The organism is Dechloromonas hortensis (assembly GCF_009469765.1).
GTDB lineage: Bacteria > Pseudomonadota > Gammaproteobacteria > Burkholderiales > Rhodocyclaceae > Azonexus > Azonexus hortensis.
Map to the genome: position 1 here is coordinate 144,448 of NZ_SSSQ01000006.1, position 12,907 is coordinate 157,354.

The window sequence follows — 12,907 nt, forward strand, 5'->3', positions numbered from 1 at the left end:
AGTCATGAATGTACTAACCGATACCTCTGTGGTCGATGACTCCCAATCTGCTAACGAAGTGCCAGACAAAAGTGATCCAGCGCCTGATAGCACCGAAGAGCCAAATACGAAACCGGCGTTCGACATTAATTTTCTTTCGCTGGATGGATCGCCCATTGCCAAAATGGGTGTTGCTGTTCGCTGGCAAGGTGGAGAACGGCTGGCACGTACCGATGCCAATGGCGCCATTCCTCCTATCGAAGCACCCGCCGGAGAAACACTGAGCATCGCCGTGCAGCGTTTTGATGGCAGTTACAAGAAAATCGGCGAATGTTGCATGCCGTCTAGCGATGCAGTGCTGACTGCTGTTAGCCCCAACATCGTGTTGGAAACTCGAACCGAAAAACATGAAGGTAACGCCGGCAACGCCGAGGCAAATATCCCGACACCGGAACAGAGTGATCTTGGTGATTTGAGCGCTGCGAAAAACGACTCAACGGCAAGCGAAAACACACAGCCAGCGGCCAAAACCGAAGTCAGTCACACGGAAACGAACCAGCCGGCAGCACATACCGACAAACCTGCCATACCGCCAAAGCCTGCACCTAGGCCCAAAGCGCAAACCAAGCCTCCTGAAACAAAAGCCGAGCAACATGCCGACAAACCGCCGCAACACATTTCCGGTAAGGAGGAAGTCAAACCAAAGCTGGAAAAAGGGCGCGACGAAAACGGCAACCCGCTGGTCGTGATTACCCAAAAAGCGGTCGACTGGTGGAATAGTTGGCGCATGCCCACGTTCAACCTATGGGGAACACCGGCCTCCTCCGCAATGGGAGGCTCCGTACCGGCTACGCCGGTCAAGGTCGATGCCGAGATGGTCAAGAAGGTCGAGGCATTGCTGGCGTTTGCGAGGGAGCAGACGGAGTACCTCTATACGGAAGGGACTGCCGGTGTGCTGGCTTCGATGGGGAAGGGGACGTTTAAGCATAAAAAGAGGGAAAAAGAATCGTATAGATCTCATGGCCTCTGCTACACCTACGTCAAGGTTGCACTGTCCCGCGCCAAGATCATCGACGGCGTGCTAGCCGCGCAGAAGGCCAGCATCACACAAACGGATGCCGAACATTACGCCATGCAGCTATCCGCCAGCCAGGCGGGGCCGGCCTTGATTGCCAAGGGTTTCAGGGATGTCACGGCAGAAGTGCCCGATGCCCGCTGGGCGGCAGCGGGCGATGTGATTGTCTACGCGTGGTCGGATGCAACCTGGGAGCAACGGAAGAAAAAAGACCCGAAAAGCCAAAACCATGGGCATATCGACATTCGGGACTATGATTTTTATATCAGCGATTTTATTCCGTTACCGCCGACTTTCCCTGGGCATCCAAGGTGGTATAAGGAGCGTCCGAGAAATGATGACGGGCAATATTCGATGCAGGGGAAGTACTACCCGGAGTACGTCAATATCCGCATCTACCGCAAAGCCTTCGATCCCTTGCCCACGCAGCGCATCCGTGCCTTCCTGCGCTGCATTCGCGAGTTTGAATGTCAGGCCGAAAAGGATGATAGCAAGCGTTACCAGATGCTGAATGCTCCGCTGCCCTCGGGCGACCGCCGTTTCTCCAACTACAAGACACACCCATGGGATGGCCAAGGCAAGCCGTTGAAGGGATCAACGGCAGCCGGGGCGTATCAGATTCTCTCGGGCACGTGGCAAGAGATTTTTGATAAAGGGCTGATCGAACCGAGGGTAGATCGTTTCAGTCCTACGGTCCAAGACCGGATCGCTGTAATGAAGTTGGAGGATAGAGGCGTATTGCACTTGATACGTACAGGGTACATCAAGGAAGCCTTGGAATTCAAAGGCCCGAACGGCAGTTTGGCCTTGCCGAGTGAGTGGACAAGCCTTCCCGGCGGCAAGGAAAATGCGCATCGGCTGACAGCGGGCAAGAGGCCCATGAACATCGCGTACTTCCAAACTCTGTTTGATCAATACCTGAACGAAGAAAAGGCAAAGGGATGACTCATCTGAAAACTGTTTGTGGCTTGCTGGCACTGCTGGTCTTTGGCATGGCTTGGCCGGCCGATACGCTGACGCCAGAGCAGAAAGAGGTTAAGCAGTTTGTTGAGAAGATGTATTCGTATGATCCGGATACGTTTGAGTTTGGAGAGTTTTCTAAGAGGGACGGCAGTCCGTTTCTCAGAAATCGTGTACCAAACAAAGTCGGGAAATATCAGCCACAAAAAAAATGCGAGCTACTTAACGAGTTCTTTGACCCCCTAGTGGTTAGAAAACGAGACATCAAAACAGGATTTGTTGGGTGTGATGCGCCAAACCGTTATCCATATTTGGGCGCCGAAGATATGCCATCGGATATAAGAATTGATGATATTCCATTTCCATACATCACCCCCCCCATCGTATCGGGAAACCGAGCCAAGGTAGAAGTATTCCCCGCCGGCAACAAGAAAATCTCAAATCCACCGAGTTTCGACCTTGGTCGCAACCTCTATTTCCTGACCAAATCCGAAAATGGCTGGCGCATCACCAACGTGATGATTCATACGAAGTGGCCGGATTTGGACGACGGAACCCATCACTGCTACTTCAGCTTCGCCAAGGCGCCAAACGATGAAGAAGCCAAGGAAATCCCGAAGCATTGCAAGCGTTGAGAAGGCGATCCCACCCCGCCGCTTCCTGACCACCGACATCACTCACCATGCGCGCAACAATCTCGGTGAGACCCGCATCGGGATGACGCCTGCAGTCGCCCCGCAAAAAAGCACAAAAACCAAAAAGGAGCCTGTCTGAGGTGACCCCGGATTTAATGCCAAAGCCCAGTAGAAACATAGCGTTCGCCAGTGTCGCTCAGCACGGTGACGAGAAGCTGCTGCTCGCCAGTGGCCGCCACACGCAGGGCGACCTCGACGAAGGCGCCGGATGAGGGGCCGACGTAGAGGCCGAGTTTGGCCAGACGGTGGCACATGGCGGCGGCCTGGTCGAGACTGACCGGTTCGCGGCGGTCGATCAGGCTCTGGTCGAGCAGGGCCGGTACGATGTCGCCGGGGTGGCCGAGAGGTTTCAGGCCTTCGACGCCGGGAAAAAGTTCGGGGATGGCGGCGACGATCAGTAACTTCGGGTTGTCGCGACGCAGGCGGCGGCCGATTCCGGTCAGGGTGCCGCCGGTACCGACGCCGACGATCAGGGCATCGGGTGGACCAAGCCCGCGTTCGGCCAACTGCTTGAGGATTTCCTCGCCGGTCCCCTCATAGTGCGCCTGCCAGTTGGCCGGGTTGGCGTACTGGTCGCACAGCCAGTAGCGTTCCGGTTGTTCCTCTGCCAGCCGATGTGCGGTACGCAGGGCGTGGTCGTAGCCTTCGATCGGATCGGTCAGTACCAGTTCGGCGCCATGGGCGCGAATTCTGGCCAGGCGTTCGGCACTGGCATTGCCCGGGACGACCAACGTTACCGGAATGCCGAGGGCTGCGCCGAACATGGCGTAGGAAATGCCGGCATTGCCTGACGATGAGTCGAGCAGACGGCGCTGGCCGGCCAAATGGCCGTTGGCCCGTGCTTCGAGCAGCATTCGGGCGACCGGCCGGTCCTTGATCGAGCCGCCCGGATTGACGCTTTCCAGCTTGGCGAAGAGTCGAACCCCATCGTTTGCCTCGGCGGCAAACGGGATTTCGACAAGCGGGGTGTTGCCGACGGCTGCGAGCAGGGCCGCAGCGCTCATGCCGCAGCCCGGCAGAAGGCCGTGTAGTCCACGTAGCCGGGAAACGCCCCGTGGTCGCCGCAGTAAGCGCAGCTCGGGTCGGGGAGCAGGGTGTATTCGCTGAAGCGGCCGGGCAGGGCGTCGTAGCAGAGCAAACGGCCGACCAGCGGATCGCCCAGGTCGAGCAGCAGCTTGATCGCCTCGGTGGCCTGGAGCAAGCCGACGATACCCGGCAACACGCCCAGAACGCCTGCCTCGGCGCAGGATGGGGCGAGTTCGGGCGGTGGCGGTTCCGGGTAGAGGCAGCGGTAGCAGGGGCCGCGTCGTTCCGCGTAGCCTGGCCAGAAGACCGTGACCTGGCCCTCGAAGCGGTAGACCGAACCATGGATGTTCGGTATTTCGAGTTTGACGCAGGCATCGTTGACCAGATAACGGGTGGGGAAATTGTCGGAGCCATCCACCACCAAGTCATAGCCGGCGAAAAGATGCTCGACGTTGCTGCTGGTCAGGCGCTCCGGATATGTCTCGATATGAATGCCCGGGTTCAGCGCTAGCAGGCTGGCCCGCGCCGAATCCACTTTGAGTTGCCCGATGCGACCGTGGGTGTGCAGCACCTGGCGCTGCAGGTTGCTGCGGTCGACTCGGTCATCATCGACAATTCCCAGCGTGCCGACGCCCGCAGCCGCCAGATAGAGTGCGGCCGGGCAACCGAGGCCGCCGGCACCGACCAGTAAGACCTTGCTGTCGAGCAGTTTCGCCTGGCCCGCCTCACCTACCTCGGGCATGGAGAGGTGCCGGCTGTAGCGTTCCTTTTCTTCGTTACTCATGGTTTGCGGCAACTCGCAGGGCAGGCCATCGGCCTTCCAGCGGCTATAGCCGCCGATGACCGAGGCGACCTGGCGATAACCCAGTTGCCGCAGGGCTTCAGCGGCGAACAGCGAACGCACGCCACCGCCGCACAGCGTCATCACCGGTTGGTCGTAATCGGGAACCAGGCCCTCGATGCGAAGTTCGAGAAAGCCCCTGCCCAGGCGCAGGGCGTTGGGCGGGCTGCCCTGAGCAATTTCGTCGGCTTCGCGGATGTCGATCAGTACGCCGCCTCGAACCTGGCTGCCGAAGGCTTCCAGCGGGGTGAGCTCGGGAATGACGGCGCGCAATTCGTTCAACCGGCGCTCCTTGCCGCCGGCACCACCGGCCACGGCCGGGACAATGGCCAGCACGGCACCGGCCGGCAACGGGGTGACCAGACCATGCAGTACCCGGATATCGTCAGCCCCGAGATAGATGTTAACGAACTGGCGCAGGCTGCCATCCGGGGCCACGACACGCTCCAGGATGCCCGGATGGGCATCGCCGAGTGCCGTGATCGCGTCGCCGACGGTGGTCGCCTGCACGGCAACCTGATCGGCACCGTTGGTATAGCTGCGCAGCGGAGTGGGAATGCGGATGACGACCAGTTCGCCGGGATGTTCAGCCATGGTGAACCTCCTCTTCATAAAATTCCCGGCCGGCGAGGCGCCAGGACCGTACATCGACAACCTCTCCTGCGGTGACCGACAGGATCAGGTAAGACCAGCCGGGCCAAGCCATCGCCCGGTCGGTTTCGCTGGGGCGGGCAGGGTGGTCCGGGTGGCTGTGCCAGACACCGACCACTTCGACGCCCGTGTCCTCGGCAAACTCCTCGGCCGCGAGATAATCCTGCGGATCAAGCACGAAGCGATCGTTGGCCCGCTCCCGATTCAGATTGTGGGCTGGATATTGGGCAACGACGCTACAGCGGACAGAGTTGCTCAGGCCGAGCAGCAGGCCGCAGGTTTCGTCGGGATAGCCGGTAGCGGCCTGTGCTTCAAGTTCGGCACGGACCCCGGGCGGAAGCAGTAGCACACCAGGCATCGCGCAGCCCTCATTGGTCACTTGTATTGGACCCGTTCGAGGGGCGGCACGTTCCGGTTGGTGATGACTTGTTTTTCTGCTTCAGTCGAAGCGGTTGTCCCTGACCTGCACCCGGCCGTTTTCGATGCGTACCGGGAAAACGGGGATCGGCTCGTAGGCGGGCGGCGACAGGGCTGCCCCGTCGACCAGGGAAAAGCGGGCGGCGTGCGCGGGGCAGGTGATTTCCAGGCCGCACAACTGACCGTTGGAAAGCGTTTCGGCCTCATGGCTGCACAGATCCTCGATCGCGTAGAAATGGCCATCGACATTGAAGACGACCATCGCCACGCCATCGACATCCAGTTGACGGCGGCTACCCGGGAGAAAGTCAGTTTCGGCTGCGACATCGGTCCATTCGCTCATCGCTGATACTCCTTCACAGCAAGCCAAGTTCCAGGCGGGCCGCCTCGCTCATCATCTTTTTCGACCAGGGCGGGTCCCAGACCAGTTCGAGTTGCAAATCCTCAACCCCGGGGACTTCGCGGATCGTCTCGGCCACCATTTCGGGAAAAGTCTGGGCCACCGGGCAGCCGGGTGCCGTCAGCGTCATCCGGATGAGGACATGGCCGTTCTCCGGATCGACCTTGAGTTCGTAAATCAGCCCCAGGTCATAGATGTTGACCGGAATTTCCGGGTCGTAGATCGTCCGCAGGACGAAGACGATGTCGCTTTCCAGTTCGCTGCGCGGCGGCAGACGTTCGGCTTCGGTTCGTTCGGCCTTGCTCAGCCATTGGCGAAATCCCATGCTGTTTACTCCGTGCTGACCGGTTGTTTTTCGGCATGCAGCGCGGCGTGCAGCGCGTGCCAAGCCAGCGTCGCGCACTTGATTCGGCTGGGGAACTCGCGGACACCGGTCAGTACATCCAGTTTGCCGAGTACAGAGCCCGAGACCGGGATTCCGCCGGTCAACATGCTGTGGAAGCCCAAAAACAGCGCTTCGGCCTGTTGCTCATTCAGGCCTTTGAGGGCCTCGGTCATCAGTGAGGCCGAGGCCGTCGAAATGGCACAGCCGACACCTTCGAAGCGGGCATCCTCGATCAAGCCACCGACTACTTTCAGGCGCAGCGTCAGGCGGTCGCCGCACAGCGGGTTGAAGCCCTCGGCCTGGTGGCTGGCCTCGGGCAGCGGGCCGAAATTGCGCGGCCGGCGCGCATGGTCCACGATCGTTTCCTGATACAGATCGCGCAGATCAGTGCTCATCCAAACATCTCCCGGGCCTTGGTCAGCCCCTGAAACAGCGTGTCGATTTCATGCCGGGTGTTGTACAGCGCAAAGGAGGCACGCACCGTGGCCGGCACGCCGAAATGTTCCATGACCGGCATGGCGCAATGATGGCCGGTCCGTACCGCGACGCCGCAGCTGTCGAGGATGGTGCCAATGTCATGCGGGTGGATTCCGGCCAGCGTGAAGGACAGAATGGCGCCCTTATCGGCGGCCGTGCCGATCGGGGTCAAACCGGAGAAATCGGCGGCCAGTGCGGTGGCGTAGCGCAGCAGTTCGCTTTCGTGGGCGGCGATGGCTGCCAGGCCGACGCCACCGATATAGTCGAGGGCGGCGCCGAGGCCGATGCCGCCGGCGATATTGGGCGTGCCGGCTTCGAACTTGTAGGGCAGGTCGTTCCAGCTTGAGCCGGCAAAGCGGACCTCGCGGATCATGTCGCCGCCGCCCTGGTAAGGCGGCATGCTGTCAAGGATGGCGCGCCGGGCGTAGAGCACGCCGATACCGGTCGGGCCGTACAGCTTGTGGCCGGAAAAGGCATAGAAGTCGCAGTCGATATCCATCACATTGACCGGCAGGTGGGCGACCGCCTGCGCGCCATCGAGCAGCACCACGGCACCGACCTGATGCGCCAGTTCGACCAGCTGCTTGACCGGGTTGATGCTGCCCAGCGCATTCGACATGTGGCTCAGCGCGACCAGTCGGGTGCGCGGCCCGAGCAATTCGGCGAATCGCGCGACGTTGAGCTGGCCGGCGTCGTCGATCGGCGCCACCCGCAGCAGCGCGCCGCTGCGCAGGCAAAGCAATTGCCAGGGGACGATGTTGGAATGGTGCTCCATTTCGGTGATCAGGATCTCGTCGCCGGCCTGCATGCGCTGGCCATAGCTGCTCGCCACCAGGTTGATCGACTCGGTGGTGCCGCGGGTGAAGATGATCTCCTCGCGGCTCGACGCGTGGATGAAATCGCGCACCCGGTCGCGTGCCGCTTCATAGGCCTCGGTCGCTTCCTGGCTCATTTGGTGCACGCCGCGGTGGATATTGGCGTTGTAGTGGGCGTAATAGTGCCGTTCGGCCTCGATCACCGACCATGGCTTCTGGCTGGTCGCCGCATTGTCGAGATAGACCAGCGGTTGGCCATGGACTGCGCGCTGCAAGATCGGGAAGTCCTGGCGCAGGCGGGCGACATCGAGGGCGGGAAGCCTTGCGGTCGGCGAGGTATTCAAGGCGCTCAGCATCTTGCCTCCCTCACTGCCGCGGCAGCTTGTGCTGCAGCAGTTGATCCAGCCGCTCCTGCAGGGACAGCGGGCCGACCCGGTCGATGATTTCCTTGGCGAAGGCCCGGGTCAGTATCACCCGGGCCGAGGCTTCACCGATGCCCCGGGCGCGCAGATAGTAAACCTGATCCTCGTCCAGTTGGCCGACCGTTGCGCCATGGCTGCACTTGACATCGTCGGCCCAGATTTCCAGTTGCGGCTTGGTGTCGATCTCGGCGTTTTCCGAGAGCAGCAGATTATGGTTGGTCTGCTGGGCATCGCTGCCCTGGGCATCGGGATGCACTACCACCCGGCCATTGAAGACGGCACGCGACGCGCCGTTCAGGATGCCTTTGTAGAGTTCGCGACTGGTACAGCGGGGTTTCTGATGGTCGATCCAGGTATGGTGATCGACATGCTGGCGGCCATCGCTCAGATAAAGCCCATCCAACGTGCAATGGGCGTCCTCGGCCTGGAACTTGACGGCGATGCCGGTCCGGGCCAGGCGGGCGCCGAGGGCGAAGGAGGTCGAGGTGAACCGGCTTTTTGCCGCCTGCGAGACGTTGACCGTAGCAATATGAAAAGCCGCCGGGCTTTCCTGCTGGACCTTGTGATGTTCAAGCGTGGCGCCGCTGCCAACGAGAATGTCGGTGACCGTATTGGTGAAATAGCTGCTCTCGCCGAGGGCGACATGCTGTTCGACGATACTGGCCGAACTGCCAGCGCCGGCGACCAGCAGATTACGCGGCTGGACCGCGAGATTGGCCTCGCTGGTAATGAACAGCAACTGGATCGGGGCGGCCAGCGCCGCTTCAGGCGGCAAGCGAACATAGGCGCCATCGGCCATGAAGGCAAGATTCAGATCGGCGAAGGGCGAGGCCGGCGGGTAGGTGACCAACGTATCCTCCGGCCAATCCTGATCCTGCTCGAGCTGATAGGCCAGGCTGCTCAACACGGTGCCCGGCGGCAGGCGGCCCGGCCGGGAGAGTCCGGGGTCCAGGCGGCCATTGACGAAGACCAGAAGATGGCTGTCGGGCAGGGCATGGAGGGCGACCTGCGGGGCCAGCAAATTGTCGCTGGCGGTCGGCAGGATGTTGAAGCGGCCTTTTTCGATGCTCGCCACACTGGTGTATTTCCAGTCCTCGTCGTGGAGTGTCGGAAAGCCCTGCTGGCTGAAGCGACCAATCGCCTCGGCCCGGGCCTGGCGCAGCCAGTCCAGATGCTGGCCCGGCAAAATGCCCGAAATTCGCCGAAAGGCGCCCAGGTAATCGGCAGCCGAGCCGGGGACGCGGGCGTTCATGGCGTGGCCGCCTGCCGTCCCGGATGATCCGCCGGCGTGCCGTAGCCGGTGCGTTCGAGTTCGATGGCCAGTTCGCGACCGCCGGAGCGGGCGATACGTCCATCCGCCAGGACATGCACTTTGTCCGGCACGACGTAGTCGAGCAGGCGCTGGTAATGGGTGACCAGAACGATCGCCCGCTGCGGGCTGCGCAGCCCGTTGATGCCGGCGGCGACCACTTTCAGGGCGTCGATGTCGAGGCCCGAATCACTTTCGTCGAGCAAGGCGAGCGTCGGTTCGAGGAGGACCATCTGGAGTATCTCGTTGCGCTTCTTCTCGCCGCCGGAAAAGCCCTGGTTGACCGGACGGTAGAGCAGGCTCTCGTCCATTTCCATCTGCTTCAGCTTGTTGCGGATCAGGGCGAGAAAGTCGATGGCGTCGAGTTCGGGCAGACCACGATGGCGGCGCAGCGCATTGAGTGCCGCCTTGAGGAAATAGACATTGGCCACGCCGGGGATTTCAACTGGATACTGGAAGGCGAGGAGTATTCCTTGCTGGGCTCGTTCCTCGACGTTCAGTTCGAGCAGGTTGCTGCCCTGATAAAGGATTTCTCCCGAACTGACGACATAGCCTTCGCGTCCGGCCAGCACATGGGCCAGCGTGCTTTTTCCCGAACCGTTCGGGCCCATGATGGCATGGACTTCGCCGGCCTTGACGCTGAGATCGAGGCCCTTGAGGATGGGCTTGCCATCGACGCTGACGTGCAGGTTGCGGATATCGAGCATGGTGGGTGCGGCTCCTAGCCGATGCTGCCTTCGAGGCTAACCCCGAGCAGCTTTTGCGCCTCGACGGCGAATTCCATCGGCAGTTCCTGGAAGACCTCCTTGCAAAAGCCGTTGACGATCATCGAGACGGCATCTTCGGCCGACAAGCCGCGGCTCTGGCAATAGAACAACTGGTCTTCGCCGATTCGCGAGGTGGTCGCCTCGTGCTCGACCCGGGCCGATGGATGTTTGACCTCGATATACGGGAAGGTATGGGCCGCGCACTTGTCGCCGAGCAGCAGCGAGTCGCATTGGCTGTAGTTGCGGGCACCGACCGCGCTTTTGGCCATTTTGACCAGACCCCGGTAGGCGTTGTGTCCGTGGCCGGCCGAGATGCCCTTGGAGACGATATTGCTGCGCGTGTTACGGCCCAGATGGATCATCTTGGTGCCGGTGTCGGCCTGCTGGTAGTTGTTGGTCAGGGCAACCGAATGGAACTCGCCCTGCGCATTGTCGCCGCGCAGGATCACGCTCGGGTACTTCCAGGTGATCGCCGAGCCGGTCTCGACCTGGGTCCAGGAAATCCGCGAATTGTCGCCCCGGCATTCACCGCGCTTGGTGACGAAATTGTAGATGCCGCCGCGGCCCTCCTTGTCGCCGGGGTACCAGTTCTGCACCGTGGCGTAGCGGATCTGGGCATTTTCCAGCGCGATCAGCTCGACCACTGCCGCGTGCAACTGGTTCTCGTCGCGCATCGGTGCCGTGCAGCCTTCCAGGTAGCTGACGTAGCTGTCACGGTCGGCGATGATCAGCGTGCGCTCGAACTGGCCGGTATTGATGGCGTTGATCCGGAAGTAGGTGGACAACTCCATCGGGCAATGGACGCCGGGCGGGATATAGCAGAAGGAGCCGTCGGAGAAGACGGCCGAGTTCAGGCTGGCGAAATAGTTGTCGGTGTAGGGCACCACCGAGCCGAGATATTGGCGGACCAGTTCCGGGTGTTCGCGCACCGCTTCGGAAAAGGAGCAGAAGATGATGCCGAGCTCGCCCAGCTTGGCCTTGAAGGTGGTGGCGACGGAAACGCTGTCGAAAACCGCGTCGACCGCAACCCCGGCCAGAATCTCCCGCTCCTGCAGCGGCACGCCGAGCTTTTCGTAGGTCCGCAGCAGTTCGGGATCGACTTCCGCCAGGCTCTGCGGCCCGTCCTGGCGAGACTTGGGGGCCGAGTAATAGCTGATCGCCTGATAGTCGATGGGCGGATGATGAATCGTGGACCAGCCGGGTTCGCGCATGGTCAGCCAGTGCCGATAGGCTTGCAGCCGCCAGTCGAGCATGAATTCCGGCTCTTCCTTCTTGGCTGAAATCAGGCGGATCACCGCTTCGTTCAAGCCCTGGGAAAGGGTATCCGTTTCCAGGTCGGTATGAAAACCGTGCTGGTATTCGCGACTGACCAGTTCGTCGAGTTTGGTGGCTTCCTTGAGCATGGCTCGCCTCCTTCGCAACTTGGACCGGTGGGTCTATCCATCGTTCCGGCTACCTCGGCTGCCCATCTGCTTGATGGCAAATGAAGCGAACCAAGCCGGCTCATATGAACTCGAATTAATGGGGGATTCTGCTTCTTTCCCATTTTGAGGTACTTACCATGAACAACTTTTTCAACAGCTTGTTTCACCCATACGGCGACAAGTCTGGCCATGGCGTCATGGATCGGGGGTTTGTTTCCAATCACACCCGCTTCATCAACCACTTTCTCGAGGAACACCCTGAGGTGGTCAAGGACCAGCACAAAGGCTGGCATATTTACTGGGACAAGCAAGTCGATTTGGTCGCCCAGAAAAAAGCCGAACTGGATAGCGTCCCCGACGATGGCTACGGCTTTCACCGCCATGGTCCAATCAAAGGGCCGGAGTGAGCTTTGCTCGCCCGGCCACGGACAATAGCCTACTTGCTTTGGCGGGCCGCTTTTTCGCGCAGAAAGCGCTCTGTCACATCCCGCGCCATCGCAACCGAGCCGATGACTTTTCCGGCTTTGTCGCTGACCAGTGCAAAGCTCATTTCGACATAGAGCGTCTGCCCCGACTTGTGTGCCGCTCGGGTCACGGTCGGGCGGCCGTGTAGTCGCGTCGAACCGTTCTGCATCGCCGCATCAAAACCCCGCCAATGGGCGGCACGCAGGGGTTCGGGAATGATCAGGTCGAGGCTCTGGCCGCAGGCCTCGGCGGCGCTATAGCCGAGCATCGATGCGGCAGCTGGGTTCCAGCGTTCGATAATGCCGTCGCGATTCGAGTAGATCAGCGCATCGGCCGTGTGCTCGACGATCAAGTCGCCGAGGGAGGAAACCGCTTGCAGATTGTCATCCATAGTTGGCTCTCCTGTTTGTTGCCGAACATGAAACTAGGTCTTCGTTTCAGGCTGCTCGTTCGGGTCGATGCCCCAATCGCCCCACATGTACCAGTCCTCGCCGAGCATTTCGGACGGGTGCTGGGTGCGACCGGAGCCATTGCCGCACTGCAAGGCGTTCACCGAGCAATATTTGTCGCATCCCCAACAGGTCCGCTCGGGATGTTTTGGATTCAACGGAAATTTTTTCGCCATTTCAGGCGACTTGAAAAACGTCGGTGTTTTGCTCATGCCCGCGGTCTCGAAATAGTTCCTGAACCCGATATCGGCTAGTCTATAGCTGAGTAGTTTACTCAACTATATTGGCAATTATTTGATCTCGCTCACAAGATCGGCGTTGAGGCCGATGGTCGCCGAGTGCGTCGGCTC

Annotated in this window: 15 protein-coding genes; 3 read left to right on the top strand and 12 right to left on the bottom strand. The window is 60.6% G+C overall.

All coding sequences use genetic code 11. The annotated features are described in order from the left end of the window. The first annotated feature begins 4 nt into the window (after positions 1-4). Together GH663_RS11730 and GH663_RS11735 are read left to right on the top strand one after the other, a co-directional pair. Complete coding sequence (locus GH663_RS11730; protein ID WP_153131921.1) at positions 5-1,999, top strand: lysozyme family protein; 1,995 nt, start codon at positions 5-7, stop codon at positions 1,997-1,999. Further along, entirely contained in the window at positions 1,996-2,649 is a 654-nt protein-coding gene (locus tag GH663_RS11735; RefSeq protein ID WP_153131922.1) for a hypothetical protein, read from the top strand. Before GH663_RS11730 ends, GH663_RS11735 begins: the two co-directional genes overlap by 4 nt. Positions 2,650-2,801: 152 nt before the next feature. Here the strand turns inward: GH663_RS11735 and GH663_RS11740 are convergent, their stop codons facing one another. From GH663_RS11740 to sufB, 10 genes are all read right to left on the bottom strand, one after another. After that, positions 2,802-3,713, bottom strand: coding sequence for a PLP-dependent cysteine synthase family protein (locus GH663_RS11740; RefSeq protein WP_153131923.1), 912 nt, complete (start codon positions 3,711-3,713; stop codon positions 2,802-2,804). Beyond that, on the bottom strand, positions 3,710-5,170 hold the full coding sequence (gene moeB / locus GH663_RS11745) for a molybdopterin-synthase adenylyltransferase MoeB (protein ID WP_153131924.1): 1,461 nt from the start codon (positions 5,168-5,170) through the stop codon (positions 3,710-3,712). Before moeB ends, GH663_RS11740 begins: the two co-directional genes overlap by 4 nt. After that, positions 5,163-5,585: a M67 family metallopeptidase gene (locus tag GH663_RS11750; protein WP_153131925.1), complete on the bottom strand. Its 423-nt coding sequence runs from the start codon at positions 5,583-5,585 to the stop codon at positions 5,163-5,165. Before GH663_RS11750 ends, moeB begins: the two co-directional genes overlap by 8 nt. A gap of 81 nt (positions 5,586-5,666) precedes the next feature. Continuing rightward, complete coding sequence (locus GH663_RS11755) at positions 5,667-5,987, bottom strand: non-heme iron oxygenase ferredoxin subunit (RefSeq protein ID WP_153131926.1); 321 nt, start codon at positions 5,985-5,987, stop codon at positions 5,667-5,669. 13 nt (positions 5,988-6,000) lie between these two features. Then, positions 6,001-6,369 (bottom strand): SUF system Fe-S cluster assembly protein, encoded by a 369-nt coding sequence (locus GH663_RS11760; RefSeq protein WP_153131927.1) that lies wholly within the window; start codon positions 6,367-6,369, stop codon positions 6,001-6,003. Between the two features lie 5 nt (positions 6,370-6,374). Further along, positions 6,375-6,824: a Fe-S cluster assembly sulfur transfer protein SufU gene (gene sufU / locus GH663_RS11765; protein WP_153131928.1), complete on the bottom strand. Its 450-nt coding sequence runs from the start codon at positions 6,822-6,824 to the stop codon at positions 6,375-6,377. Further along, positions 6,821-8,077, bottom strand: a complete 1,257-nt coding sequence (locus tag GH663_RS11770; RefSeq protein ID WP_153131929.1) for an aminotransferase class V-fold PLP-dependent enzyme — start codon at positions 8,075-8,077, stop codon at positions 6,821-6,823. The genes sufU and GH663_RS11770 overlap by 4 nt, the downstream gene beginning before the upstream one ends. 10 nt (positions 8,078-8,087) lie before the next feature. Beyond that, positions 8,088-9,395 carry a Fe-S cluster assembly protein SufD gene (sufD, locus tag GH663_RS11775; protein WP_153131930.1) on the bottom strand — a complete coding sequence of 436 codons (1,308 nt, stop codon included), beginning with the start codon at positions 9,393-9,395 and terminating at the stop codon, positions 8,088-8,090. Continuing rightward, positions 9,392-10,159, bottom strand: a complete 768-nt coding sequence (sufC, locus tag GH663_RS11780; RefSeq protein WP_153131931.1) for a Fe-S cluster assembly ATPase SufC — start codon at positions 10,157-10,159, stop codon at positions 9,392-9,394. Before sufC ends, sufD begins: the two co-directional genes overlap by 4 nt. Positions 10,160-10,173: 14 nt before the next feature. Further along, positions 10,174-11,622, bottom strand: coding sequence for a Fe-S cluster assembly protein SufB (sufB, locus tag GH663_RS11785; protein ID WP_153131932.1), 1,449 nt, complete (start codon positions 11,620-11,622; stop codon positions 10,174-10,176). Between the two features lie 158 nt (positions 11,623-11,780). Here sufB and GH663_RS11790 point away from each other — a divergent pair, with 158 nt between their 5' ends. Continuing rightward, a complete protein-coding gene (locus GH663_RS11790; protein ID WP_211371131.1) occupies positions 11,781-12,050 on the top strand; it encodes a DUF3460 family protein in 270 nt (89 codons plus the stop codon). A 29-nt stretch (positions 12,051-12,079) separates the two neighbouring features. On the opposite strand, the gene GH663_RS11795 is transcribed toward GH663_RS11790, so the two are convergent. After that, the gene (locus GH663_RS11795; RefSeq protein ID WP_153131933.1) at positions 12,080-12,499 is read right to left on the bottom strand and encodes a PAS domain-containing protein; all 420 of its coding nucleotides are present in this window, start codon (positions 12,497-12,499) and stop codon (positions 12,080-12,082) included. A gap of 33 nt (positions 12,500-12,532) precedes the next feature. Further along, a complete protein-coding gene (locus GH663_RS11800) occupies positions 12,533-12,733 on the bottom strand; it encodes a DUF3079 domain-containing protein (RefSeq protein WP_153132012.1) in 201 nt (66 codons plus the stop codon). Positions 12,734-12,907 lie beyond the last annotated feature (174 nt).

What these genes read in the sequence shown, in the direction of transcription:
- GH663_RS11760 (WP_153131927.1), bottom strand. Translation starts at nt 6,369, where the DNA reads ATGGGATTTCGCCAATGGCTGAGCAAGGCCGAACGAACCGAAGCCGAA.
- sufB (WP_153131932.1), bottom strand. Translation starts at nt 11,622, where the DNA reads ATGCTCAAGGAAGCCACCAAACTCGACGAACTGGTCAGTCGCGAATAC.
- moeB (WP_153131924.1), bottom strand. Translation starts at nt 5,170, where the DNA reads ATGGCTGAACATCCCGGCGAACTGGTCGTCATCCGCATTCCCACTCCG.
- GH663_RS11790 (WP_211371131.1), top strand. Translation starts at nt 11,781, where the DNA reads ATGAACAACTTTTTCAACAGCTTGTTTCACCCATACGGCGACAAGTCT.
- GH663_RS11750 (WP_153131925.1), bottom strand. Translation starts at nt 5,585, where the DNA reads ATGCCTGGTGTGCTACTGCTTCCGCCCGGGGTCCGTGCCGAACTTGAA.
- GH663_RS11800 (WP_153132012.1), bottom strand. Translation starts at nt 12,733, where the DNA reads ATGGCGAAAAAATTTCCGTTGAATCCAAAACATCCCGAGCGGACCTGT.
- GH663_RS11730 (WP_153131921.1), top strand. Translation starts at nt 5, where the DNA reads ATGAATGTACTAACCGATACCTCTGTGGTCGATGACTCCCAATCTGCT.
- GH663_RS11755 (WP_153131926.1), bottom strand. Translation starts at nt 5,987, where the DNA reads ATGAGCGAATGGACCGATGTCGCAGCCGAAACTGACTTTCTCCCGGGT.
- GH663_RS11770 (WP_153131929.1), bottom strand. Translation starts at nt 8,077, where the DNA reads ATGCTGAGCGCCTTGAATACCTCGCCGACCGCAAGGCTTCCCGCCCTC.
- sufC (WP_153131931.1), bottom strand. Translation starts at nt 10,159, where the DNA reads ATGCTCGATATCCGCAACCTGCACGTCAGCGTCGATGGCAAGCCCATC.
- sufD (WP_153131930.1), bottom strand. Translation starts at nt 9,395, where the DNA reads ATGAACGCCCGCGTCCCCGGCTCGGCTGCCGATTACCTGGGCGCCTTT.
- GH663_RS11740 (WP_153131923.1), bottom strand. Translation starts at nt 3,713, where the DNA reads ATGAGCGCTGCGGCCCTGCTCGCAGCCGTCGGCAACACCCCGCTTGTC.
- sufU (WP_153131928.1), bottom strand. Translation starts at nt 6,824, where the DNA reads ATGAGCACTGATCTGCGCGATCTGTATCAGGAAACGATCGTGGACCAT.
- GH663_RS11795 (WP_153131933.1), bottom strand. Translation starts at nt 12,499, where the DNA reads ATGGATGACAATCTGCAAGCGGTTTCCTCCCTCGGCGACTTGATCGTC.
- GH663_RS11735 (WP_153131922.1), top strand. Translation starts at nt 1,996, where the DNA reads ATGACTCATCTGAAAACTGTTTGTGGCTTGCTGGCACTGCTGGTCTTT.